Annotated in this window: 22 protein-coding genes; 8 read left to right on the top strand and 14 right to left on the bottom strand. The window is 61.4% G+C overall.

From position 1 onward, the window contains the following. Positions 1-46: 46 nt before the first annotated feature. From QRN41_RS17725 to QRN41_RS17670, 12 genes are all read right to left on the bottom strand, one after another. Positions 47-247 (bottom strand): type III secretion effector protein, encoded by a 201-nt coding sequence (locus tag QRN41_RS17725; RefSeq protein ID WP_231980922.1) that lies wholly within the window; start codon positions 245-247, stop codon positions 47-49. A 258-nt stretch (positions 248-505) separates the two neighbouring features. Further along, on the bottom strand, positions 506-1504 hold the full coding sequence (locus QRN41_RS17720; protein WP_167417968.1) for a type III secretion effector protein: 999 nt from the start codon (positions 1502-1504) through the stop codon (positions 506-508). Between the two features lie 200 nt (positions 1505-1704). Beyond that, positions 1705-4101 (bottom strand): TonB-dependent siderophore receptor, encoded by a 2397-nt coding sequence (locus QRN41_RS17715; protein ID WP_285421930.1) that lies wholly within the window; start codon positions 4099-4101, stop codon positions 1705-1707. Positions 4102-4198: 97 nt separating this feature from the next. After that, the gene (locus tag QRN41_RS17710) at positions 4199-5149 is read right to left on the bottom strand and encodes a FecR family protein (protein ID WP_285421929.1); all 951 of its coding nucleotides are present in this window, start codon (positions 5147-5149) and stop codon (positions 4199-4201) included. Positions 5150-5175: 26 nt separating this feature from the next. Continuing rightward, positions 5176-5676, bottom strand: a complete 501-nt coding sequence (locus tag QRN41_RS17705; protein WP_167417971.1) for a sigma-70 family RNA polymerase sigma factor — start codon at positions 5674-5676, stop codon at positions 5176-5178. Between the two features lie 89 nt (positions 5677-5765). Further along, a complete protein-coding gene (locus tag QRN41_RS17700; protein WP_123480880.1) occupies positions 5766-6407 on the bottom strand; it encodes a CGNR zinc finger domain-containing protein in 642 nt (213 codons plus the stop codon). A 72-nt stretch (positions 6408-6479) separates the two neighbouring features. After that, positions 6480-7682, bottom strand: a complete 1203-nt coding sequence (locus QRN41_RS17695) for an MFS transporter (RefSeq protein WP_167417972.1) — start codon at positions 7680-7682, stop codon at positions 6480-6482. Further along, complete coding sequence (locus QRN41_RS17690; RefSeq protein ID WP_167417973.1) at positions 7679-8461, bottom strand: class I SAM-dependent methyltransferase; 783 nt, start codon at positions 8459-8461, stop codon at positions 7679-7681. The genes QRN41_RS17695 and QRN41_RS17690 overlap by 4 nt, the downstream gene beginning before the upstream one ends. Further along, entirely contained in the window at positions 8461-9606 is a 1146-nt protein-coding gene (locus QRN41_RS17685) for a hypothetical protein (RefSeq protein ID WP_167417974.1), read from the bottom strand. The genes QRN41_RS17690 and QRN41_RS17685 overlap by 1 nt, the downstream gene beginning before the upstream one ends. After that, positions 9603-10328, bottom strand: a complete 726-nt coding sequence (locus QRN41_RS17680; protein ID WP_167417975.1) for an SDR family NAD(P)-dependent oxidoreductase — start codon at positions 10326-10328, stop codon at positions 9603-9605. Before QRN41_RS17680 ends, QRN41_RS17685 begins: the two co-directional genes overlap by 4 nt. Before the next feature lie 10 nt (positions 10329-10338). Further along, complete coding sequence (locus QRN41_RS17675; RefSeq protein WP_167417976.1) at positions 10339-11067, bottom strand: sulfotransferase-like domain-containing protein; 729 nt, start codon at positions 11065-11067, stop codon at positions 10339-10341. Then, positions 11064-12140: a transaldolase family protein gene (locus tag QRN41_RS17670; protein ID WP_243269828.1), complete on the bottom strand. Its 1077-nt coding sequence runs from the start codon at positions 12138-12140 to the stop codon at positions 11064-11066. The genes QRN41_RS17675 and QRN41_RS17670 overlap by 4 nt, the downstream gene beginning before the upstream one ends. Positions 12141-12840: 700 nt before the next feature. Between QRN41_RS17670 and QRN41_RS17665 the strand changes: the two genes are divergently transcribed. From QRN41_RS17665 to QRN41_RS17655, 3 genes are all read left to right on the top strand, one after another. Next, on the top strand, positions 12841-13641 hold the full coding sequence (locus tag QRN41_RS17665; RefSeq protein WP_034137692.1) for a glucose 1-dehydrogenase: 801 nt from the start codon (positions 12841-12843) through the stop codon (positions 13639-13641). After that, on the top strand, positions 13634-15460 hold the full coding sequence (locus QRN41_RS17660; protein ID WP_167417978.1) for a glycoside hydrolase family 15 protein: 1827 nt from the start codon (positions 13634-13636) through the stop codon (positions 15458-15460). Before QRN41_RS17665 ends, QRN41_RS17660 begins: the two co-directional genes overlap by 8 nt. Positions 15461-15550: 90 nt before the next feature. Continuing rightward, the gene (locus QRN41_RS17655) at positions 15551-16450 is read left to right on the top strand and encodes an alpha/beta fold hydrolase (protein ID WP_167417979.1); all 900 of its coding nucleotides are present in this window, start codon (positions 15551-15553) and stop codon (positions 16448-16450) included. Here QRN41_RS17655 and QRN41_RS17650 read toward each other — a convergent pair. Then, on the bottom strand, positions 16447-17415 hold the full coding sequence (locus QRN41_RS17650; protein ID WP_167417980.1) for a GlxA family transcriptional regulator: 969 nt from the start codon (positions 17413-17415) through the stop codon (positions 16447-16449). The two genes, QRN41_RS17655 and QRN41_RS17650, sit on opposite strands and share 4 nt — an antisense overlap. A gap of 90 nt (positions 17416-17505) precedes the next feature. Here QRN41_RS17650 and inhA point away from each other — a divergent pair, with 90 nt between their 5' ends. Next, positions 17506-18186, top strand: a complete 681-nt coding sequence (gene inhA / locus QRN41_RS17645) for an isonitrile hydratase (RefSeq protein ID WP_034137689.1) — start codon at positions 17506-17508, stop codon at positions 18184-18186. An 8-nt stretch (positions 18187-18194) separates the two neighbouring features. On the opposite strand, the gene QRN41_RS17640 is transcribed toward inhA, so the two are convergent. Beyond that, positions 18195-18824 (bottom strand): LysE family translocator, encoded by a 630-nt coding sequence (locus QRN41_RS17640; protein WP_167417981.1) that lies wholly within the window; start codon positions 18822-18824, stop codon positions 18195-18197. Between the two features lie 595 nt (positions 18825-19419). Between QRN41_RS17640 and QRN41_RS17635 the strand changes: the two genes are divergently transcribed. Genes QRN41_RS17635 through QRN41_RS17620 form a run of 4 tightly spaced genes read left to right on the top strand, consistent with a single transcriptional unit; the run spans position 19420 to position 24038 of the window. Next, complete coding sequence (locus QRN41_RS17635; RefSeq protein WP_034137684.1) at positions 19420-20859, top strand: undecaprenyl-phosphate glucose phosphotransferase; 1440 nt, start codon at positions 19420-19422, stop codon at positions 20857-20859. Beyond that, complete coding sequence (locus QRN41_RS17630; protein WP_167417982.1) at positions 20859-22319, top strand: mannose-1-phosphate guanylyltransferase/mannose-6-phosphate isomerase; 1461 nt, start codon at positions 20859-20861, stop codon at positions 22317-22319. Before QRN41_RS17635 ends, QRN41_RS17630 begins: the two co-directional genes overlap by 1 nt. Before the next feature lies 1 nt (position 22320). After that, the gene (locus QRN41_RS17625) at positions 22321-23232 is read left to right on the top strand and encodes a glycosyltransferase family 2 protein (protein ID WP_040267735.1); all 912 of its coding nucleotides are present in this window, start codon (positions 22321-22323) and stop codon (positions 23230-23232) included. A 29-nt stretch (positions 23233-23261) separates the two neighbouring features. Next, positions 23262-24038, top strand: coding sequence for a polysaccharide biosynthesis/export family protein (locus QRN41_RS17620; RefSeq protein WP_094066367.1), 777 nt, complete (start codon positions 23262-23264; stop codon positions 24036-24038). Positions 24039-24048 lie beyond the last annotated feature (10 nt).

The following is a 24048-nucleotide window of genomic DNA, read 5'->3' as shown; positions in this document are numbered from 1 at the left end:
AGCGTTTGTAACCGCCGAACCAGAAGAATATCGCCATCCTGTTAGCTCAGCCGAGCCTGCGGCGCCACCAAGCGGCCAGGCCCTCGAACAGCCCCGGGAGTTTGATTGACTTGGTGCCATCATTCGAAGCCTGCCCGGCCGCGAGCATGCCGCGGGAGAAATCATCGGCAACCGGCGCCTGGAACTTTCGCTGGCCGGCGAAGGCTTTCATGCGTCGTGCTTCGGCGGCATACAGGGCCGGTGACATCTGCAAGTCCGGCGAAGCCAAGGCGCCTGCTGACCGAGCAGGATCGCCATCGTGGAGGCTGCGAAACGGTTCGTGACAACCGTGATGAGGTGATTGAAACGAGGACGAGGTCGAAGTCATTGTGTTTGCCCTGGCTCGGAGCCCGAAAAGCAGCCGGTTTGATCAACGCCGGCAGGTACTTCCTGTGTGGCATATCAACGTAATCAGTTCCTTACAAAACGGTGGCGGGCACCGCAACCGGGTTGCGGTGCCGCTCAGTCAGGAGCGCAGCAGGAAAAGCGCAAACAGGTGGATTCGCTCGTCAGACTCTTGGCTCGCCAGGTCATCCAACCTTGTGACCAAATCGTTACGCCTGAGCAGTTCCTGCGCCAACTGCACCAGATGGTCTCTAGGAGAATCGCCGGTCAAAGGCTCTCGCGCCAGGTTTCTCAAATCCTGGATATCGATGTCCCAAGACGACGGCCCGTCTTTCAATTCGTCGAAGTGCTTGAGAAGCTCGCCGACCAACTCTTTGTCGGACTTATATTTGAAGTAATTTTTGCCGCCGACGACCAGGTCCACGTTTTGCCGATCGATTAGACCGTCCAGTGCGCCGGTGGAGCTGTGCCGGTCGAGGGCGCTCAGCAGTTCCGGACGGCGCAGCATTTCCTTGGCCAGGCGAATGTTATCGTTGACGCGGGGAAACGGGGACCAACCTCTTTCGGCCATCGCCTGAATGCTGTCGATGCTGACGAAACCGGGATTTTTAGAGTCCATGAAAGCTTTGAAGTTACCGCGCAACTGCGTTGCCAATTGTTCATTGCTCTTGAGCGAGTACTGCGGATCAGGCCGGCCCGGCCACGTGGGGTAGGGTTTACCGATGGTGGGGTCTGGGCGTGGCGGCGGGTTACCGTAACCAGGCTGCGGCCGTGGCGGAGGATTGCCCCAGCACGGACGGTGTGGCGGCCGAGGCCAACCGAAGCAAGTGTGCATCCAGTGTCGGAACGGGTCCATGAAGCCTGGACGCATGGCCGTCATGCTGTGGTGCATACCGGGAGACGCAGGATAATGGCGCTCCGTCGGCGGCTGCGGGTCGCCGAAAACGGGACCGGCCTTGTTTTCCCGCGAAGAGAAACTGACGTTGGTCATGTTGCGGTCCGAAAAGGACAGGGCCTCAGGCGCCGGGCGACGGGCCTTGACGTCGGTTTTGGGACTGTCCTGTAAACGGTCACGGGAAGGCGAAGCAGACAAGGATTTATCAAGTGTCGATACCGACATATTGTTCTCCAACACAAGGGGGCGTGATATTCAGCCTGCCAGTGCGACGGCGCGTCGAAGCGCGGCAGCTAGCCCATCTGTGGCGGGGATGTCGGAATCGGTTCCTGATCGGACAATCAGATGCACGCAGCACCTGTAGGAAACGGGCAAAAAAATCGCAGCCCCATGCAGAGCTGCGATATTCCCCAAGCGTTCGACGGTCAGAACCCGACGCTGGCCTGTACAAAGAACGTACGCGGTTCACCCAGGTACAGTCCGGCGTTGTTGTCGCTGGAGCGCGTGTAGTGCTGCTGGTCAAACACGTTTTTCACCCCGGCGCCCAACTTCAGGTTCGACAAGGATGGGCCGAAGTCATAGCCGCTGCGCAGGTTGACCGAAACGTAGCCCGGTATATCGCCGAACTGGCCATCGGCCGTGCCTTGAGTCACGTAAGTGCTGGTGGTGCCAGGGGCACGTTGGCCAGACTGGGCATAGACGTCCAGGTTATGGGTCCAGCGATTGATGTCGTAACGCAGCCCCAGGGTCGCCACTTCGCGGGAGTACAACGGCAGGTCGCGCCCCTTGAAGGGCACATCGCCCTCGGAGGTGGCCTTGGTGTAGGTGAACCCGGCATTGGCGGTCAGGCCTTCCAGGCGCGGGTCCAGATTGGTCAGGTCGTAATGCGCCGACGCTTCGACACCGGTGTGCTTGGTGGCGCCGAGATTGGTCCAGCCCACATCGTTGCTGACGTATTGCAGCTCATCGGCGAAGTCGATGTAGAACAGCGTCACTTCGCCACCCCACACGCTGTCCTTGTAGCGCGTGCCGATTTCGTAGGTCTTGGCTTTTTCCGGGTTCAGGCCGTTGGCCGTCTGGTTGCCGGTGCCACCCTGCCCCAGTTGGAAGTACTGCAGGCTGCCGAACGACGTTTCGTAGTTGGCGAACAGTTTCCAGGCATCAGAGACGTGGTACATCACGCTCAGGGCCGGTAGGGGTTCGTTGTTATGCACTTCGCGACGCTTCTCCGGAGTGCGCGTTCCGTTCAGGGCGATCACCGGGCGGTCATGCCATTCGGTGCGAATATTTTCGAAGCGAATGCCCGGGGTAATCGTCCACTTGCCGATATCGACTTTGTTATCGATATAGAACGCATTGGCCTCGGTGCCACCGGTGCGGTCCTGGTACACATGACCGTCGCTCTGCCCGCCAGGTGTCGGCACGTTGTTGACCAGGTTGAGGCTGGTGGCTTGTTCGTGCATGCCTTCTTTGAGGTAGCGATAACCCACGCTGACTTCCTGGGTGCTGGGCCCTAGGTCGAAAACATGGGACACACGCGGCTCGATACCGAAGGTGTAGTAGGTACGCGGGTAGGAACTGATGGTTTTCAGGTCGCGGTTGGCGATGTTGCTGCCTCGGAAACTGTCGGCGTAATAGGTCAGCACTTCGGCCTGAGTGCGGTCGTCGATCTGACGGATGTACTTGAAGGACACATCCTTGCGGCGGCCACTGAAGTTGTCCCAATCGCGCACCGACTGGTACGGGTTGGCGTCGAACTGCCGTTGGGTCAGGCCGCCGGGCATGTCGGCGCTGGCATCGTAATAATGGAAGTTCAACGAGAAGTCGTCTTGATCGGTCGGCGCCCAATGGGTTTTGAGGATCACGTCATCGATATCATTGCCATTGTTGCTGTTGCGATAACCGTTGCCGTTGACCCCGGAATACAACAGGGCCGCGCCGATACCGTTGTCGGCCGTGCCGCCGATAAAGGCGTTCTCGATATGCTTCCAGCCGCCATGGGCGGAGGTTTGCAGGGTGGTGCCGACTTCGCCGGAGAACGTCTCGGGGATCGCCCGGGTTACGAAGTTGATCACGCCACCGACGTTCTGCGGACCGTAGCGCACGGAACCGGCGCCACGCACCACGTCGATGCTGTCCAGGTTGCCGGCGGAAATCGGCGCCATCGACAACTGCGGCTGGCCATAAGGCGCGAACGCGGCTGGAACACCGTCGATCAGAACGGTGGAGCGTGGCGACAAACGGGACGTCAGCCCACGTACGCCGACGTTGAGGGAAATATCGCTGCCACCGGTGCCGTTGGCCTCCTGCACCTGCACGCCGGGCACGCGTCGCAGCACATCGCCGACATTCATCGCGCCCTGCTCCACCATGGCTTCGCGGCGGACCACCGTACGCGCGCCAGGATGGTTCTGCACCACTTCGGCATTGGCGTCGCCGAGCCAGTCGCCGACGACCCGGATATCGGTGGCGCCCAACTCGATCGGTGAGCCGGCTTCACCGCTGCCGCTGGTTTGCGGGCGCAGGGTCACCGAACCGGCGTCGATCTGGTAGTCCAGACCGCTGCCTTGCAGCAATTGGCGCAAGGCTTGCTCGGCGCTGAGGTTGCCGTCCACCGCAGGCGCGCGTTTACCGGCAACCAGCTCGGGGCTGAAGAATACTTGCAGGGACGTCTGCTGGCCGAGTTGGCTCAGGGCCGCGCCCAAGGGTTGGGCCTGGATGTGAATTGCGTCGTCGGCATTGGCCGAGGCGCTGACAGCGAGCGCCAGGGCCAAGGGCACCCAGCGGCGGATTTTATTGTTGTGGAGGGCGATTTTTTTCACGTCGAACCTTGTCCTGTGATCGCAAAAGTATGCGGCCGTTAATGCAAACCAGTTGCAGTTGCAGGAGAAGACGATGAACGGGGAAAAAACCTGAATGTCAGCGCGAAATAATTTCCTGGCTACCGTCCGGCAACGTACGCAGGGCCACCGGCAGGATGCGCGGCAAGGCCTTGAGCAAGGCGTCGGTGTCGTTGGCCTTGAATACGCTGGTCAGGCGCAGGTTGGCCACGGCGGGCGCGCTGACCCGCAACGGTTGCTCGCGGTAGCGCGACACTTCCCGGGCCACGTCGCTCAGTGTGGCGTTGTTGAACACCAATTTGCCGGTACGCCAGGCCGTCAGTTCCTCGGCGTTCACCGCGTAGGCCGTCGCCACCTCGCCCTGACGGTCCACATGGGTGCCACGGCCGGCGGTCAGGGTGACCCGCTGCTGCGCCAGACGCCCCTGGACCTGCACCGTACCCGCCTCGACCGCAACGCGAGTCTGGTCGTCATCGCGGCGCACATCGAAGCGGGTGCCGGTGACCGTGACCCGCCCCGCCCCGGCGGCCACCACAAAGGGGCGGCTGCTGTCGTGTTCGACGCTGAACATCGCCTCGCCCTGTTTGAGTTCAATGCCGCGCCGGGCTTTTTCGTATGTCACCGCAACCACGCTGCGGCTGTTGAGGTCGATCAGCGAACCGTCCGGCAAGGCCACTTGGCGATGCTCCCCAAGACGGGTGCTGAATTCGGCGCGGTAGACCTTGGAATGATCGAGCCCGCTGAACAAGCCCAGGCCCACGGCGACCGCGACGACACTGGCCGCCACCGCATAACGCCACAGCGCAGGCTTGCGAGGCCGTTCGGCCGGCGCTTCGCACAACGCCTGCCAGCGCGCCTCGGGCAGCAGGTCGGCGGCCCGCCACAGGCCTTGCAGCACGTCGAATTCGTATTGATGGGTTGGATGTTCTGCGCACCACGCCTCGAACCGCCGGGCTTGCTCGGGGCTCAGTTCGCCGTCCTGCACGCGCGCGAACCACTGCGCGGCCTCTTCACGGGCACGGTTGTCCATCGCGGAAGATCCTGTTTCGATACGAGTCATGGCGTCGGCGCGTCCAGGCGGTCGCGCAGATGCCGCAGCGTGCGGATCATATACTTTTCCACCATGTTTTTAGACAACCCCAGGCGTTCGGCGATTTCCTGCTGGGTGAGCCCCTCGATTTTCTGCCAAATGAAGATCCGCCGACAGTTGAGCGGCAATTCGGCCAGTGCCCGTTCGATGGAGTCCGCCAACTGGATCGCGTGCATGACATGCTCCGGATCGCCGGCGTGGGGTGAGCATTGAACGAAGGCATCGACTGATACGGCGTCGCGGCGGTCGTCACGACGATAAGCGTCCACCGCAATGTTGCGCGCAGTTTGATGCAGATAAGCGCGCGGTTGCTGCACATCGGCGGACCTGGACTCCAGCACCCGTACGAAGGTGTCATGGGCCAGATCTTCGGCTTGCTGACGGTTTCTCAAGCGACGCGTCCAGGTTCCGATCAACTCTTCATAGTGCTCGAAAAAGCCTGTTCTGCGGGGCGGCTGAGGGATCATCGCGAAGGCACTGGGTAGGCGGGGCGTGAATAGTAATGCTTCCTATTAAGTGGAGCAATTGCTACCCGTCGTGATTGACCGCGCGACGACTAAGGCGGCCTGCCGTGCTTGAGTCGACTGGATTTTTCCCGGCTGCCGCACACGCTCATCTGGCACCATCTGCGCTGCTTGTTCTTGGAAATATCCAGAAATATCCAATCGCAGTCATGGGCGCCGCAGCACTTCAAACCCTGCAGCGCACCGGGTACCAACCATTGCGTGGCGTCGATCGCCAGGCGCCCGAGCAGCATCGTGGTCAGTTCCTGGGCCGACGTACAGGGCTTCCAGAGCCAGGCAGGTTGACCGTCGACCGCCCGAAGCTCGCGCCAGGCCACACCTTGCTGGAAGGTCAGATTGATCTGCGCCAACGCCTCATCGGGGATGGGCTGATGCAGCGCCAGCGGGTAAAACACCGCGTATAGGCATTCTCTGAAGGCAATCACCGCCTCCAGGTTCGGCTGATAGGCAATAGGCCACTCAAATACCATGGGCTTGTAATGTTCAAACTCATGGGGCGAGACCAGCGACGCATGCAGCGCCCATTCAAAGAAGAATGGAAAGCTGGTGAGCCGTTCCTCCATCACCTTGAGCGTCGTGCCAGGGCGTCGTCCGTTGGTGGTATTGATAAAGTCCAATACCAGGGCGCCACCAATCAGGCGGATCGAGTTCGCAGAGCCAGTAAAATGCGACATGCCTGCTCCTGGGAAAATACGGCCTCGCTGCAAGCACGCAGAGTACCGCGTTTTTCCAGGTCGCAGGCAGCGCTACTCCCGCTTACCCAAGAGCAACACCATTGCGCATTGCCCGAACAGCAGCAGCGCCACCACCCAGTAGACGTGGGAAAACGAGCCGCTGAGGTCCCTCGACCAGCCCCCCAGGAAATTGCCGCACACCCCACCCAAGCCGATCAGCACATTGGCGATGCCGAACGCCTGGGTCAGCCGGCTGACCGGCACGATTTGCCCGATGTAACTGGGCACCAGCCCGAAGATCGGATAAAACGCCAGCGCAAATAAAAACGCCGCCAGGTAAAACGACGGCAGGTTGTTAAACGTAAACACCAGCGTTGCAGCCACCCCGGCACTAATGAAACACAGAGCCAGGGAGGTGCGCACGCCCGCTTTGTCGGCCAGCCACCCCAGCAGAAAGCCCGAAGCCATGCCCACGGCGCCGAGGGTGGTCCAGATAAAACCGGTGTCTTGCACCGACACCCCCAACTCGTCGCGCAGGTAGGGCGCCAGGTAGGTCTGGAACGGCAGCAACGCCATGCCATTGAGAAAGGCGATGCCCCACGTCAGGTACAAAGAACGGCTCAGCCAGGGCGCGTGGCGGTCAGACGTCTGCCCGGGCTCCCCGGCTGCGTCGCCCTCCTCGCTCGTCGCCAGGTTGCGCAACAGGTACCAGGCCACCACGCAAAGCGTCAGCGAGATCAGCCCGGCAGTCAGCCAAATCCCGCGCCAGCCGCCGTGCATCGTCAGAAACGACACCAATAACCCGTTGATAAATACGCCGTAGCTGGTGCCGCTGGAAATCAAGCCCATGACCCGTGAGCGCAGGCCGGCGCTGAAGCCTTTGGTGACGATCTCCGCCAGCGGGATGTACACCGACGCCGAACAGCCGCCGAGCAGAATCAATAGCGCGCCGGAGAGCCAGATCGTGTTGCTGATACTCAGCCCCAGCAGCGCCAAGGACGTCATCACGGTGGACGCCAGGCTGATCTTCCAGCCTGCGACATAGCGGCTGATTACGCTGGTGACCGATGAAAACAGCAGAAAGCCGATCTGCGCGCCACCGGTGATCAAGCCCACCGTGGTGTAGTCGAAGCCGAGGTCGCGACGCATGTCCACCACCAGGTTGGCGAACAGGTAAACGCCGAACCCATAAGTGCTGGCCACGAACCCCGTGAGCACCACCGCCAGCACCCCGCTATCGAGGGCCCGGGCGTTGCCTTGCACAAGCGTATTCATAGCGCCCCTCGCGCGGCGAGCGCGGTGTGGATGACAAAGTCACACTGCATCATGTCGTAATCGGCCAGGAAATCGCCATAGCTGGCATGCTCCGAAAACCCGCAGGCCAGCACCTCCTGGGTCAACTCGCCGGGCAGCAACGGGTAGACCTGCAGCCGGTATTGCTCGGCGTTGTCAAAGCGGTAGATGAACTCGCACAGCTGCGCGTTGACCTCGCCCAGGCTCACTGACACGTGGGTGCCGCAGTAATAGTAGTGGCCGCTGGATTTGAAATGGCCGGCGCGAATGGCGAAGAAATTGCGTTGATCCACTACCAGCAGGCCGCCCGGCTTGAGCAACGCCCGAAAGGTTTGCAGGACGTCCAGGCGTTCGCTGGCTTCGAACACATGACACAACGAACTGCCTAAGCACACCACGGCGTCGAACTGCCCCAGTTCCTGTGGGTCGAGGGCACGCCAGTCGCGATGATGGGAGGGGATCGCCAAGCCATATCGGCGGAAGTTCGCGCGCGCCTTGGTCAGCATGGTGGGGCTGCCATCGGTGGCGACCACGTCGAACCCGGCCTGCTTAAGCTGTACCGCGTGGAAGCCGCTGCCGGTCGAGACGTCGATGACCGTCTGCACGCCGTGGTTGCGCAACAGGTTTTCAAAGAACCCGCTCTCCCCCGCCTTGCGTTTTTCCCAATCGATCAACTCGTCCCAGCGCTCGACAAAATCCGCAGAGTACTGCGTGGAATAACGGGCGATGGGGCCATTCGGCTGCTTGGGCATCTGGTTCATCACGCACCTGCCAGGTTGAGTGCTTTGAACGCCGCGTACTTGCTCGCCAACTCGCGGGCGAACTCGGCGGATTGTTCGATGGACATGTTTTTCTTCGAGTAGCCCAGCATCGCCTGCATCACGACCATGCACTGCGGGTTGAAGGTGACCGAACCGTCGCAATGGATCTCGTCGATGCCGTCCTGGCTCTGACAGATCGTGTTGATGCGCACCGCGTCGTCATGGGGGCAGGCGTTGGAGAACTGCACCTCGATGCGACCCTCGTGCAACCACACCGGGTAACCGCCCGGCAACCCCAGCGGGCCAGGGGCATGCACCAGCACAGGCGTACTGGAAAACAGCCCCTCGATTACCGTGACCGCTGAACACGCGGTGAGGAACTGCCCGTCCACGCCACCGCGACGCCGGAACTCGGAGCGGACCGCCGAGAAAATCGCTTCGGCAGGCAACCGCGCCACATTCGGCTGGTCGCGGACCTCGTACAACAGACGGTAATTAGCCCGTGGCGGCAACCCTGCGCGCGGGACGTAATGGCTGAAATAGTGCTGGGCATACAAGCGAACCTGCACATCGGCGGGGCAACACTCCAGCAACCGCGCGATGGAAAAACGCACCGCCGGAATCAGGTTGGCCACGTTGCCCACGCCGATATCCGGCGCCAGGCCGACCCTGGCCAGAATCGGGTTGACCGCATCGGGAAAAGCCGCATTTACGGTGCGAGTGACGATGCCTGAGGCTTTTACCGCACGCATCAGGTTGTGCATCAGCGTCAGGTGCATGGGCAACCAGGGACCGAACTGCGCCTGGTCGAGTTGTTCGAACGAGCGCTTGGGCAACGCCGTGATGACGCGCCACGACTGCAGCGACGCGCAGTTGACGAGTATGTCCGGTGCCTCGTCCCGCAGCACCTGGGCGACGCGGTCGATATCGGTCAAATCCGCGATCACCGGCCTGATCGCGACGAACTGCTCCAACTGCGCACACGACAGCGCCACCAGGTTGCACAGACGCACGGTGGCGTCCTCATTGCGCCCCAGCACCACAAATTCGAAGGCATTCTTCGGCGCGAGCAGTTTGAGGATCTGCAGGCAGAGGTTGCCGGCGCCTACCAGCAACAGCTTTTTTTTGCGCGTGGATGGGCTCACCGTGGGTAGGCTCCATTGTCGACGGGGATGACCCGGCCGGTGATATGCCGCATGGCATCGCTGATCACCAACAGAATGATGTCCGCTACGCCGCCGGGCAGGATGGGTTGCTTGAGAATCTCCTGACGCGCGTATTCGTCGCGCCGGTAGGTCGGAATCCGGTCGTAGATAGCAGTGTCGTGGATCAGAGCCGGCGACACGGCGTTCACCCGCACAAAGGGTGCAAAATTCCAAGCGTTAGCCTTGGTAAGGCCGATCACTGCCGCTTTGGTGGCGCCATACAGCGCATCGCAACTGCCCACCTCGCCGGCCACCGAAGCTATATTGACGATGCAGCGCGAGGCTTCATGGCGCATTTCCCGCTCGGCGAAATCCTTGGACAGATAGACCAAGGCTTTGAGGTTGACGTTGAGGATGTCGTCCACTTCGTCGTCGGAATAGGCGTAGATGCTTTTGCCGTGATAGATCCCCGCATTGTTGATCAAGGCGTAAATAGACTGATGGCGTGCATATATCTCGGGAATAAAGCGCTTGATCACAGCGTCGTCGGTGAAATCCGCGACCTGGGTGTCCAGTACATCGTCGCCATAGCGATGGGTCAGTGCCTTCAAGCCTGCGGCATCTTTATCGGTGCCGATCACGAAATAGCCGCCTTCAATGGCTTTCTCCACCGTCGCTCGACCAATCCCATTGGCGGCGCCGGTCACTATTAACTTTTGCATGTCAGGCTCCTTATTGACAAAACGCGTTCATGCGCTCGTAAAACGGCCGGTGATAGTCATATAAGCTTTTTAATTTTGCGCACTGTTCGAATAGCGTTATATCCATACCTTGTTTATCAGGTGCGATAATCCGTTCACTGTTTTCGGCGGTCACATGCCAACGTCTCCACATCTTCCATTGCGGCGGGCATTCGCGCTTCCAAGACAAAGCGCGAGGCAGAAACTCAATATTCAAATAATCACAGAGTTTACGTATAACGTGTTGCGGATCGGCGGCCAGATCATCGGCATTAATCACATACGGTACTTTACCGGTGAGCTTTTTCAGCACACAAAAGATCTCGTACTGCGCTTTATACCCAATCGCCTGTAACGGCATATCCGGGTATATACGGTGGTGGGAAACAATACTGCTGACCGGCTCGCGGATAATAAATACATTGTCTTGGCAGGCGAGAAAGTCGACGTCGACCTTCAACTCCTCCAGGCAGTGGTAACACATATCTTTATGAAACACCGGGGAACGGCTTGCCGCTTCGATCAGCCGTTGCTTGATCGCCGTATAAGTCGTGGGAAAAGCATGATCCCAGTCGTCCGAAGGAATGCTGGAATCGGCGGAAAATGCCCCATGAGCAAAAGGCTCATGGAAGACTTCGAAGTCCCCGCGCTCGATAAATACGCGTTCCAGCACCGTGGAACGCGAGCGCGGGTGTGCCCATAAGGCAACCATTTGGTTCATGCCACGCTCCCATATTCGGTCGCCAGAATTTCGTTGATCGAGCGTCTGGAGGGCTGGGCCGCGGCGCACAGGCGAACACAGTGATCGGTCAGGCGCCGGTGCGCGGCGTTGGCCTCGTTGCAGGCGGTGACAAAGGCTGCATGGCGGGCGAAGTCCTGCGGCGCGATGCTGTCGAGCAAATAGGCTTGGTAGAAGTACGGAATCCGCATCAACTTGGCGAACGTCGCAGGCGGTACCTGCAGCGGCGCATGGGCGGGCAGCACGGGTTGGCCACGGCTTTCGCGCTCCACTAGAAACGCCACCATCTCCGGCGTGAGTGTGTAGTAGGTGGCGCTCAGGCCGGTGCGTTCCAGGTGCCAGCAATGCTGGTCGCCACGCGCATCGACGTCGATTTTGAGGCTCGACAGCAAGGTGTGGACCGGCACGCGCGACGCGGCCACCAGGGCCTGGATCTGCTCGTAAATCAGCAGTTCGGCCCAGCGCAATTCCTGCGGTGCCAGCGCCATACTGCGGGCGGCGGCTTGCTGGGCGAACTCGGGCTGACAGCCAAAGCGCCCGATCATGTAGGTAATCACGTACTTGCAATGGCGCGTATCGATGCCATGGCTGCGCGCACTGAGTCGGCCACGCTCAATGGCCTGCAAACCCGCCTGGAACTGCGAGACCGTAAAACAAAAGGTGATGTTGATCGACACCCCTCGCGCCACCAGGTGCTCGACGCTCGCCAAACCTTCCTGGCTGCCCGGCACCTTGACCATCACGTTCGGTGCCAGGTGATGCAGCTCCATGCCGCGGGCGGTCATGCGCTGGGCGCAGCGCACGTCGCTCGGCTCCACCTGAGCGCACATCCAGCCCTCAGCGTGTAACGATTGCTCCCACAGGGTTTTGAGCGCCGACGCACCGTCGATAATTACTTCGTCGTACAACTTTTTGTGCAACGCCTCAGGCGACAGATTGCTCTGATCAACGCGTGAAGCCCCGTATTCCCGTCTGTCCAGAATCACCGCAGTCACCAGACGCGGGTTAGTGGTCACGCTGCTGAAACTTCGCGACTGGCACCAATCATCCGGCATCAACCGCTCGATATATGCAGCTACCGTTGGGTACTTATCCAGCAAGCAGTGTTTATGGGGGGCATACAACACGGGGGATGAATCCCACCACAACTCTGAACGAGGGTCATGACTTTTTAGTTGTTCTAAGTAACCCGGAGTGCCCACGACACATCCTCCTCGGATAAGGGTTATTTAATGACAGGGACGACAGCGGGTACTTATCAACAGCGATGAACTAAGCATGCCCCCACGTATAACCGTTGGGTGTTCAAGGCTGCAAAACAAGCAAACAACTTACGCATGAGCACGTAATTAATAATCAGGGAGCGTACTGCAGACAGGGTGACAACTCCAATGTGCACGACGACATCATTGCCATTGAAGATCACTGACATAGGCAAGCCAATACGGACAGGCGCCGGCCCCTGATCTGGTAGTTCCCCTATAACGGCCAATGAAAACATGGGCATCTCTTATAGGTAACTCCGCGATGACTTCTGAACTACCAGCGGAGCGGATTGAGGTGTCCCTATAAAACACGGGGCGCAAAATCCTGTCAAACGCTTTTAGCCGGCTTGTTAATACCATCTAGTTATTTATATTTTAATTTTTATATCAGATAAGCTTTAATCCGTAAGCGCCGGAATCCAGGCATCTGAACTTCCCTTGTGTGCCATCAGTCAGCTAACTGAACTCACGAATCAAAGGCTGGGTGTGCATGCATATCTCGTTGGAGCAACAAGTGGCGCTGGTAACCGGCGCCAGTTCCGGAATCGGCGCCGGTGCGGCCAAAGCCCTGGCGCAAGCCGGCGCCGCGGTGGTGCTCAATTACAACGCCCAGGCCGCCCCCGCCGAAGCATTGGCGGCGCAGATCAATGCCGAAGGTGGCCGGGCGATTGCCATCGGCGCGGATGTCTCCAAGGAAGACGATGTGGAACGGCTGTTCGCCCAGACCCTCGACGCCTTCGGGCACCTGGACATCCTGGTGGCCAATTCCGGCATGCAGAAGGACGCCGCCTTCGTCGACATGAGCCTCGACGACTGGAACGCGGTCATCGGCGTGAACCTGACCGGGCAATTCCTCTGCGCCCGTGCGGCGGTGCGCATCTTCAAGCGCCAAGGCGTACGCGAAGGCGTGTCGCGAGCGGCGGGCAAAATTATCCATATGAGCTCGGTGCACCAAGTGATCCCCTGGGCCGGGCATGCGAACTACGCGGCATCCAAAGGCGGCGTGGAGATGCTGATGCGCACCCTCGCCCAGGAAGTCAGCGAGCAGCGCATCCGTATCAACGGCATCGCGCCGGGGGCGATTCGCACCGCCATCAACCGCGCCGCCACCGAAGGCGCGGCGCAAAAAGAGTTGCTCAAACTGATTCCCTACGGGCGCGTGGGTGACGTGGAGGACGTGGCCAACGCCGTGGTGTGGCTGGCCAGCGACGCCTCCGACTATGTGGTCGGCAGCACCCTGTTTATCGATGGCGGCATGAGCCTGTATCCGGAGTTTCGCGACAATGGTTGATCTTAAAAACGAACCCCAAAGCGCCATCGATGCCCATGGCATCATCGGCGATATGCGCAGCGCCGCCCTGGTCAACGACAAAGGCAGCATCGACTTTTTCTGCTGGCCGGAATTTGACAGCCCGTCGATCTTTTGCGCACTGCTGGACTCGCCCGAGGCCGGCACCTTCCAACTCACCCCAGACCTGCCCAACGCGCGCCGCGAGCAGATCTACCTGCCCGACACCAACGTTCTGCAAACCCGCTGGCTCAGCGACACTGCCGTGGTGGAAATCACCGACCTGCTGACTATCAGCGAAGAAATCGACGACCTGCCGCTGCTGATCCGCCGCGTGCGAGTGGTCAGCGGCAGTGCCACTTTGCACCTGCGTTGCGCAGTGCGTCACGACTATGGGCGAACGCCGACCCACGCCGGCCTCGACAACGGCACCGTATGCTTCACCGCCCAGGGCCAACCCGGCCTGCGGTTGTCCGGCAGCCAGACGTTGCAGCTCGACGACAACGCAGCCGTGGCCACCTTCACCCTGAATCAGGAAGAAACGGCCGAGTTCGTACTCGGTGGCCAGGACGACCCACGGGTAGACGGCGGCTGCACCGACCTGGCCTTGGCCCACACCCTGAAGTTCTGGCGCGGCTGGATCGCCCAATCCACCTACCGCGGGCGCTGGCGCGAGATGGTCAACCGCTCGGCCCTGGCGCTCAAACTGCTGACCTCGCGCCGGCACGGCGCGATCATCGCCGCCGCCACTTTCGGCCTGCCGGAAACCCCGGGCGGCGAGCGCAACTGGGACTATCGCTACACCTGGATCCGCGACGCCTCGTTCACCGTCTACGCCTTTATGCGCCTGGGCTTTGTCGAGGAAGCCAACGCTTACATGCGCTGGCTCAGGGGGCGGGTCAGCGATTGCTGCGGCCAGCCGACCAAAATCAACATCCTCTATGGCATCGACGGTCGCCAGGAACTGCCGGAGACCGAGCTAGACCACCTCGGCGGCCACGGCGGCGCCACGCCGGTGCGCATCGGCAACGAAGCGTTCGATCAGATTCAGTTGGATATCTACGGCGAACTGATGGACGCGGTTTACCTGGTCAACAAGTACGGCGAAGCCATCTCCCACGAAGGCTGGAAACATACCGTGGAGGTTGCCGATCAGGTCTGCGAAATCTGGAACCACAAGGATGTCGGCATCTGGGAAATGCGCGGTGAGCAACACCACTTTCTGCACTCGCGCCTGATGTGCTGGGTGGCGTTGGATCGTGCGATCCGTCTGGCCTCCAAGCGCTCGCTGCCGGCACCGTTCGCGCGCTGGGACCAGACTCGCCAAGCGATCTACGCCGATATCTGGAGCAACTTCTGGAACGAAGAACGCGGGCATTTTGTGCAGTACATCGGCAGCACCGCGCTGGACGGTTCGATGCTGTTGATGCCGCTGGTGCGCTTCGTCGCGGCCACGGACCCGCGCTGGCTGAGCACCCTGGAGGCGATTCAGAAAAGCCTGGTGCGCGACGGCATGGTCTACCGCTATCGCAACGACGACAGCCAGATCGACGGCCTGCAAGGCACCGAAGGTGCGTTCGCCGCGTGCTCGTTCTGGTACGTCGAATGCCTGGCCCGCGCCGGCCAGGTGGAAAAAGCCCACCTGGAGTTCGAGCAACTGTTGCGCTACGCCAACCCACTGGGCCTGTACGCCGAAGAGTTCGACAACCAGGCGCGCCACCTGGGCAACACGCCCCAGGCGTTGAGCCACTTGGCCTTGATCAGCGCGGCCACGTTTCTGGACCGTAAGCTCAGTGGCGCCAAGACTGTGTGGCAACCGTAAAACCTGCACAGGGCGAGCAGCGCCACGCTGCCCGCCGCTGGCCTTTGAACTACAGTGGGCAGAACCCGAACCACCCATAGGAACCTTCCCATGGCCCTCCTCGCTCCACTGCTGTACGCGCGCACGTCCATGCTCGACATCGCCTATGAAACTCATGGCCCCCTGGACGGCGAGCCGGTGATTTTGCTGCATGGCTTTCCCTACGACCCGCGCGCCTATGACGCTATCGCGCCGCCGCTGGCCGAGCGCGGCTACCGTGTGCTGGTCCCATACCTGCGCGGTTACGGCCCGACGCGGTTTATCCACGATCAGGTGCTGCGCTCCGGGCAACAGGCAGCGCTGGCCAAGGACTTGCTGGATTTCATGGATGCGCTGGCGATCCCCCGCGCCACCCTGGCAGGCTACGACTGGGGTGGGCGCGCCGCGTGCATCGTCGCCGCACTGTGGCCGCAACGGGTGCGCGCGCTGGTCAGCGGGGATGGCTACAACATTCAGGACATTGCCCAGTCCACCGCGCCACGCCAGCCCGAAACCGAGCATCGCTTGTGGTACCAGTACTACTTTCACACGCAGCGCGGCGTCGACGGCTTGACCGCCAACCGCCGTGAATTGTGTGAACTGTTGTGGTCACTGTGGTCGCCGACCTGGTCCGCAGGCCCGAGCCTGTACGAGCAGACGGCGCCTTCGTTCGACAACCCGGATTTTGTCGAGGTGGTGATTCACTCGTATCGTCACCGTTTCATGTATGCGCCCGGCGATCCCGCACTGGAATCGATTGAACAGGCCCTCGCGCAACAGCCGTCGATCACGGTGCCTTGCATTTCCCTATGCGGCGCCGACGACGGCGTGGGGCCGCCCTCTGAGGAAGATGAAGACGCGGTGCACTTCAGCGGCGTTTATCAGCGCCGCGTGCTGCCCGGCGTGGGCCATAACATCCCTCAGGAGGCACCGCAGGCGACCCTGGATGCGCTGCTGGAGTTGCTCGCCTAGACCGGCGCGCTGAAGCGTTCGCGATAGGCCTGGGGCGTCACGTCGAGGGCGCGCAGGAAGCTGCGGCGCAGGGTTTCCTCGCTGCCAAAACCGCACTGCACGGCGATGCGCTTGATCGAGGCGCTGCTGTCGGCCAATTGCCGGCGCGCGGTTTCGACACGGATCAGCTCCACAGCGCGTGCGGGAGTCTGGCCGGTTTCGGCGCGGTAGTGGCGCACAAAGCTACGCTCGCTCATGCCAGCCTGGCTGGCCAGGGTGGCGATGTTCAAATCGAGGGTGAGGTGTTCTGCGATCCACGCATGCAGTTCGGCGAAGCGGCTGCCGCCCTCTTGCAGGGCCAGGGTCGCGCTGAATTGCGATTGCCCACCCGGGCGCTTGAGAAATACCACCAGATGGCGCGCGACTTCCAACGCCACGGCGCGCCCCAGGTCCTCCTCCACCAAGGCCAGGCACAAGTCGATGCCAGCGGTGACGCCGGCGGAAGTCCACACCGAACCCTGCTGGATGAAAATCGGATTGGCCTCCACCGTCAGCGACGGGAAGCGTTTGGCCAGCTCCTCGCAACGCGTCCAGTGGGTCGCCACGCGGCAACCGTCGAGCAGACCGCTGGCAGCCAGCAGGAACGCGCCGGTGCACACCGAGGTCATGCGCCGGGTATGCCGGGCCTTATCGCGCACCCACGCCACCAGCGACGGGTCATCGGCGGCGCTGTACACCCCCCAGCCGCCGGCGATCACCAAGGTGTCGCACGGCGCATCGACGGCGGGCAGCGGCTCGGCCACCAGCGCCAGGCCGGCAGAGGTCATCACCGGTTCCGTCTGGGCGGCAATCACTGACACGGTATAAGGCAGCGGCAGACCGCGCTGGCGCGCCAGGTCATTGCTGGAGGCGAACACTTGCAACGGCCCGGTGACGTCGAGCACTTGGGCATTAGGGAACGCGAGGACGTGGACGGTTCGGGTCATGATTGGCGTGATTTGTGGGCTCAATGGCGTATTCGCCAAAGCCTAGGCCTCTACAGTGAGGCCGTCCACCCCTATCTCGGAGCGTTCTTGATGACCCTGCATATCGGTTTTGTTTTGTTTCCCGGCATCCAGCAACTGGACCTTACCGGCCCCTACGACGTGCTGGGCTCGCTGCCGGACGTCAAGCTGCACTTGGTGTGGAAGGACCTGGCGCCGGTCACCTCCAGTACCGGCCTGGTGTTCACCCCGACCATGACCTACGCCGATTGCCCCGCCCTGGACGTGATCTGCGTGCCCGGCGGTTCGGGCGTTGGCGCGCTGATGGAAGACCCGGTCACCCTGGACTTCCTTAAGGCCCAGGCCGATACCGCGCGTTACGTGACCTCGGTGTGCACCGGTTCGCTGGTGCTCGGCGCGGCCGGCCTGCTGCGCGGTCGCAAAGCCACCACGCATTGGGCCTACCACGATATGCTCGCCCCGCTCGGCGCCATCCCGGTGCAAGACCGCGTGGTGCGCGACGCTAACCTATTGACCGGTGGGGGCATTACGGCCGGGATCGATTTCGCCCTGACCCTGGCCGCCGAGCTGTACAGCCCGGAGGCCGCGCAATTGGTGCAGTTGCAGCTTGAATACGCGCCGGCCCCGCCCTTCAACGCCGGCCGCCCGGACACAGCTCCGCAGGCGGTGCTGGATGAAGCCAACAAGCGCACCGTCGAATCGCGCAAGACCCGTGGCGAGATCACCGCGCGCGCGGCCGCACGCCTGGGCTAAAGGCGGCATCAAGCGGGCCGGGACATCAGCGCCAGGCGCACTGCCAACGCCGTCAACACAGTGGCCAGCCCCCATCTTTGCAGCACGGCGCTGCCCGGGCGGCCACTGAAACAACGGCGGATGGCGCCGCCGCTGAACCCCAGCACGCCATGAAATATCGCAGCGATCAGCGTCAGAATTCCTCCAAGCAGCAACAGTTGCCCGGCAATCGCCCCCGCCTCGGGTTGTACGAACTGCGGCAGGAACACGACAAAAAACAGCAACGCCTTGGGATTGAGCAGACTGTTGAGCATGGCGTGCAGGAATACACGCTTGAGCGCCACGGGCTCGACGGCAGCGACCGCATTACCGGGGCGGTTTTGCACGGTTTTGAACGCCAGCCACAGCAGGTAGCCCACGCCGGCATAGCGAATCAGGTCGAACGACGGCGGCCAACCGGCAACCACTGCGGTGACACCGGTGGCGGTCAGCACCGTCAACACCATGTCGGCCACACCGATCCCCAGGCTCGCGGCCAGGCCACCGCGCCAGCCATGGGAGATGCCATGACTGATTACGAACGCCATGTTCGGCCCCGGTGACAGGAGCAACAACAGCACTGCGCCGGAAAAAACCGCCAAGGTTGCAAAATCGATCATGCCCGAGTCGTCCTGGGTGAAAGCCCGTAGATTAATCAGCACGCCCGACCCACACAAAAAATTGAGCTGGATACGCTTTGAAAGGCGGGTCGGCGCCAAGAACGATCAACGGGACGCCCCTGCCGTCGGGTGGGGAGAGCCGCGTAATTTTACGGTCAGTCTGAAAGGTAACTTCTGAACCCTCCCCCGCCCGGTGGCAGGGCCTCCAGTGGGTCCTGCCTGACCTTTTGTCCCCCTTTCCTACCTCCCTTCGAAAAAGGTTTTTTTGCATTGAGCAGGAAAAATCTCATATTTATTCCTACACTCAAAAGCATATTCAAAGGCGATAGTCTCGAACAAGGAAGGTCAATAAAATGCCGAAAGCTCCAGCGCTTAACCCTTCTAACAAGCCATTCCGCAGCATCGTCAACTCGTTGACTAATCCTTAAAGGAAACGCTCCTTAGTTTTAGCCCCGCGTATTCAATTCAATTGGATTGATCCTTTTGAATTGGATAGTTGCGTATTACCCAGCGTGCCGTTGTTCAACTCAGCGCCAATGCAGCTTGCTGCTTAAACGCCGAAACGACACGCCTGGAGTGCAATGAGGGATGTTTTATGCGACAGAAGTCGTCCGTCGACAGCCTGTTTTTAACGCGCGCCGGTTTTGTTGAATTCTTTGTTGTTTTCGTCAAATTGATCCACGGTCTGTCGGCTATTTTGCCACCGTTGGTGCTGGTGTTTTTCCTGGACCCGATGGCCCCGGAGATGCGCACGCACTTCCTTGGCCTGCTGGTGTTCTTTGCGGCGTTGACCATCATTTTATTCCAGGCGCTGGGCATCTACTCCGAAGAATTGTTCAGCAACCGCATGCGTCTGAAAACCAAGATCAAGGCGTGGTCGGCGGCGTTTTGCATCCTGTTGTTCATGTACCAGATTCTGCAGATGTTCCCGCAGTTGACCCCGCGCAACCTGGTGGCGTGGTACATCGCCAGCCTCGGTCTGTTCTGCCTGGAACGCCTGCTGATGCTGCGCCTGTACCGCAGCCTGATGCGCCAGGGCAAATACCTGCAACGTACAGTGATTCTGGGCTTTACCGACACCGCCGTGCATGTGGCCGAGCACCTGCAGCGCAACGGCGATATTCGCTCCGGCTTGGTGGGCTTTATCGATGACCGCACCGAGCGTATCCCCAAGGAACTGAGCAACCTGCCGCTGCTGGGCAACACTCGCGACCTGGAAAAGCTGATCCGCGCCGAGCAGGTCAACCAGGTGATGATCTGCCTGCCCTGGGCCGCCGAGCAACGTATCCACGGCCTGGTCAACCGCCTGCGGCAGATGTCGGTGAACGTGATGCTGGTGCCCGACATGGCCGCGTTGCGCTACGGTCACAGCCGCATCACCGACGTGGGCGGCATCCTGATGTTCAACACCTCGCAATTGCCCCTGCGCGGTTGGTCGCCGGTGATCAAGCGTTGCGAGGATGTGTTGTTGGCCAGCCTGGCGCTGGTGGCGCTGTCGCCGGTGATGCTGGTGACGGCGATTGCAATCAAGCTCGACTCCAAAGGCCCTGTGCTGTTCCGCCAGAACCGCTTCGGCTACAACGACAACGAGATCCGGGTATTCAAGTTCCGCTCGATGTACACCGACCAGAGCGACTTCACCGCCGAGCGTCAGACCACCCGCGAAGACCCGCGCATCACCCGTGTGGGGCGCATTATCCGCAAGACCAGCATCGACGAGCTGCCACAGCTGTTCAATGTGCTGCTGGGCAACATGTCCATGGTCGGCCCGCGCCCCCATGCCACGGCGACCAAGGCGGCGGGCATTCCCTTCGAAGTGGCGGTGAGCGAATACAGCTCCCGTCATCGGGTAAAACCGGGCATCACCGGCTGGGCGCAGATCAACGGTTACCGGGGGGAAACCGATACCCTGTTCAAAATCCAGAAACGTGTCGAGTACGACTTGGAATACATCTCCAAGTGGTCGGTGTGGTTTGACCTGTACATCGTTTTCATGACGGTCCCGGCCGTCCTGTCCACCAAGGAAGTGTATTGATGAATACCCTCAACGGATTAATCCCCTGCATCATTTCCGGTGGTTCGGGTACGCGGCTGTGGCCGGTGTCGCGACAAAATATGCCCAAGCCTTTCATGCGCATGCGTGACGGCCAGAGCCTGTTGCAGAAAACTTTCCAGCGCGCCGCCAAACTGCCCGGCGTGGAAAATGTGCTGACAGTGACCAACCGCGACCTGCTGTTTCGCACCCTCGATGACTACCGCAGCGTGAACAAAGCCCGCTTGCCCCTGGACCTGTTGCTGGAGCCGTTCGGGCGCAACACGGCGGCGGCCATCGCGGTCGCGGCATTGCATGTGCAAGAGCATTTCGGCGATACGGCGCAGTTGCTGGTGATGCCAGCGGACCACCTGATACTGAATGAAGTCGCGTTCGCCGAAGCCGTGACTCAGGCCCGCGAACTGGCCGACGCCGGTTTCCTGGTGACCTTCGGCATCCAGCCCGACCACGCGGAAACCGGCTTTGGCTATATCGAGCAAGGCGAAGCGCTCACCCACGGCAACCGGGTCAAACGCTTCGTCGAGAAGCCCGATCAGGCCACCGCCCAGGCCTACCTCGACGGTGGCAAACACCTGTGGAACGCCGGCATGTTCTGCTTCAAGGCCAGCACCCTGGTGGATGAACTGGCCACCCATGCGCCCGACGTGCTGCAAGCCGCACGCGCCGCGCTGGAACACAGCCAGAGCCTGCAGAACAGCGCCTCGCGCCAGCGTGAACTGGATGCGGAGGCGTTCGGCAAGGCGCCGGATATCTCCATCGACGTGGCGCTGATGGAGAGGTCCGCCCAGGTTGCCGTGATCCCCTGCGACATCGGCTGGAGCGATATCGGCTCATGGGAAGCGCTGCGCCAACTCACGCCCAACGATGCCCACGGCAACCAAGTTAACGGCGAAGCGATTTTGCATGACGTACACAACTGCTACATCGACTCGCCAAAACGCGTACTCGGCGCGGTCGGCGTGCGCGACTTGATCATTGTCGACACCCCCGACGCGCTGCTCATCGCCGACGCCCACCGCAGCCAGGATGTGCGTTACATCGTCGCCGAACTCAAGCGCCAGAATCACCCGGCATACAGCCTGCACCGCACCGTCACGCGGCCATGGGGCACCTACACGGTGCTGGAGGAAAGCAGCCGCTTCAAGATCAAGCGCATCGTGGTCAAACCCTTAGCGTCGCTGTCGCTGCAGATGCATCACCATCGCAGCGAGCACTGGGTGGTGGTCAGCGGCGCGGCGCAGATCACCAACGGCGAACGGGAATTTCTGATCAACGCCAACGAATCCACGTACATCCCCGCCGGGCACAAACACCGGCTGACCAACCCCGGCATCATCGACCTGGTAATGATCGAGGTACAGAGCGGCGAGTATCTGGGCGAGGACGACATCGTGCGTTTCGATGACATTTACGGCCGCGCCCCGGCCGACGCGAAAAAATGACATGCGTACCGCGCTGATCATCCCGACCCGCAACGCATCCAGCCACTTGGCGCGGTTACTGCCGGCCCTGGCGATGCAAACCTTGCAACCGGACGAGATGCTGGTGGTGGACAGCGCCTCCAGCGACGACACCGTGGCGCGCTTTCGCGCCTTCGGCGCACGGGTCGAAGTGATCGACGCGCGCACCTTCAATCACGGCGGCACCCGGCGCTGGGCCAGCGAACGAGTGGGCGGCGACGCACTGATCGTGATGACCCAGGATGCCATTCCCGCTGCCCCCGACACCTTCGCCAACCTGCTTGATGAGCTGCAGCAGGACCCGCTCAACGGCGTCGCCTATGGGCGCCAGTTACCACACCCCGACGCCGGGCTGCTGGGGGCGCAGTCGCGGCACTTCAACTACCCGCCCCACAGCCGCAGCAAAAGCCTGGTCGACGCGCCGGAGCTGGGGATCAAGACCTGCTTCAGCTCCGACTCGTTTGCCGTGTACCGACGCAGCGCGCTGCACGCCGTGGGTGGGTTCCCCGTCGATGTGATCGGCAGCGAAGACGCCTACGTCGCGGCGCGCCTGCTGCTCGATGGCTACAAAGTGCGCTACGCCGCGACGGCGCAGGTGCATCACTCCCACGATTACTCACTCATGGACGAGTTTCACCGCTACTTCGATATCGGCGTGTTCTACGGCCGCGAGCCGTGGATCCGCCAAGCCTTCGGCGACGCGGGCGGCGAAGGCAAGCGCTACGTGCTGGCGGAACTGGCTGCCTTGCGCAAGGCGGGCGCGCTGCACCGTGCGCCCGAAGTGCTGGTACGCAGTGCATTCAAATGGCTGGGTTACCGGCTTGGCCACCTGGAGCGGCGCCTGCCGGTGTCCCTCAAGCGGCGCATCAGCATGTTTCCCGGGTATTGGAGGTGAGCATCATGACCCACAGGAAGTCCCCCTTGATGAAACGAACCCTGCTCGCCCTGGCCATGCTGGCCCTGGCCGCCTGCAATACACCGGCGCGTATCGAGGCGCCGGATGACAAAACCGTCGAGGACGGCAAGCGCGCCCTCGACCAACTGGCGCAATTGCCGCCGGCGGTGGAACGCATCCGCATCGGCGACCAACTGCGCATCGTGCGCGACGCCGGCGAGATGCCCACCCTATCGGCGTTCAACGTCAGCACCATCTACGAGCTGACCCTGTACACGGTGCAAACCGACGGCAAGATCAACTATCCGTTTCTGGGCCCGATCCAGGTCGCCGGACGCCAGCCCTCGGAGCTGGCCACCGAGCTGACCCGCAAACTCGCGCCCACCTACCGCGAGCCGCGCGTGACAGTAAATATCAACCAGGCGCCGGCCAACTCGGTGATTGTCGGCGGCGCGGTAAACAACCCGACGGCGGTGCAGATCGCCACGGCCAATACCCTGGAGCAAGCCATCGTCGGCGCCGGTGGGATCAACCCGGCAGGCGACGCCAGCATGGTCGCGTTGCTGCGCGAAGACGCCCAGGGTGCCTACCGCGCGTACTTTCTGGACTTCAGCCAGTTGCTCAAAACCGGTCCCAACGGGCGCAAACCGGTGCGGCTGCAACGTGGCGATGTGGTGTTTGTGCCCAAGTCCAATGTGGGTGAGCGCATCCAGGGGGTGGATACCTACCTGAACCAATTGATTCCGTTCACCAAGTCCATTGGCGTCGGCTACAACTACACGCGCACCAGCGGCGGCAGCAATTAAAAGGAGCGAC

Origin of the sequence: Pseudomonas sp. efr-133-TYG-23 (assembly GCF_030209215.1) — a bacterium.
Lineage (GTDB): Bacteria > Pseudomonadota > Gammaproteobacteria > Pseudomonadales > Pseudomonadaceae > Aquipseudomonas > Aquipseudomonas rhodesiae.
Note: the sequence above shows the minus strand (reverse complement) of the source record. Positions and strands in the feature narration are given on the sequence as shown.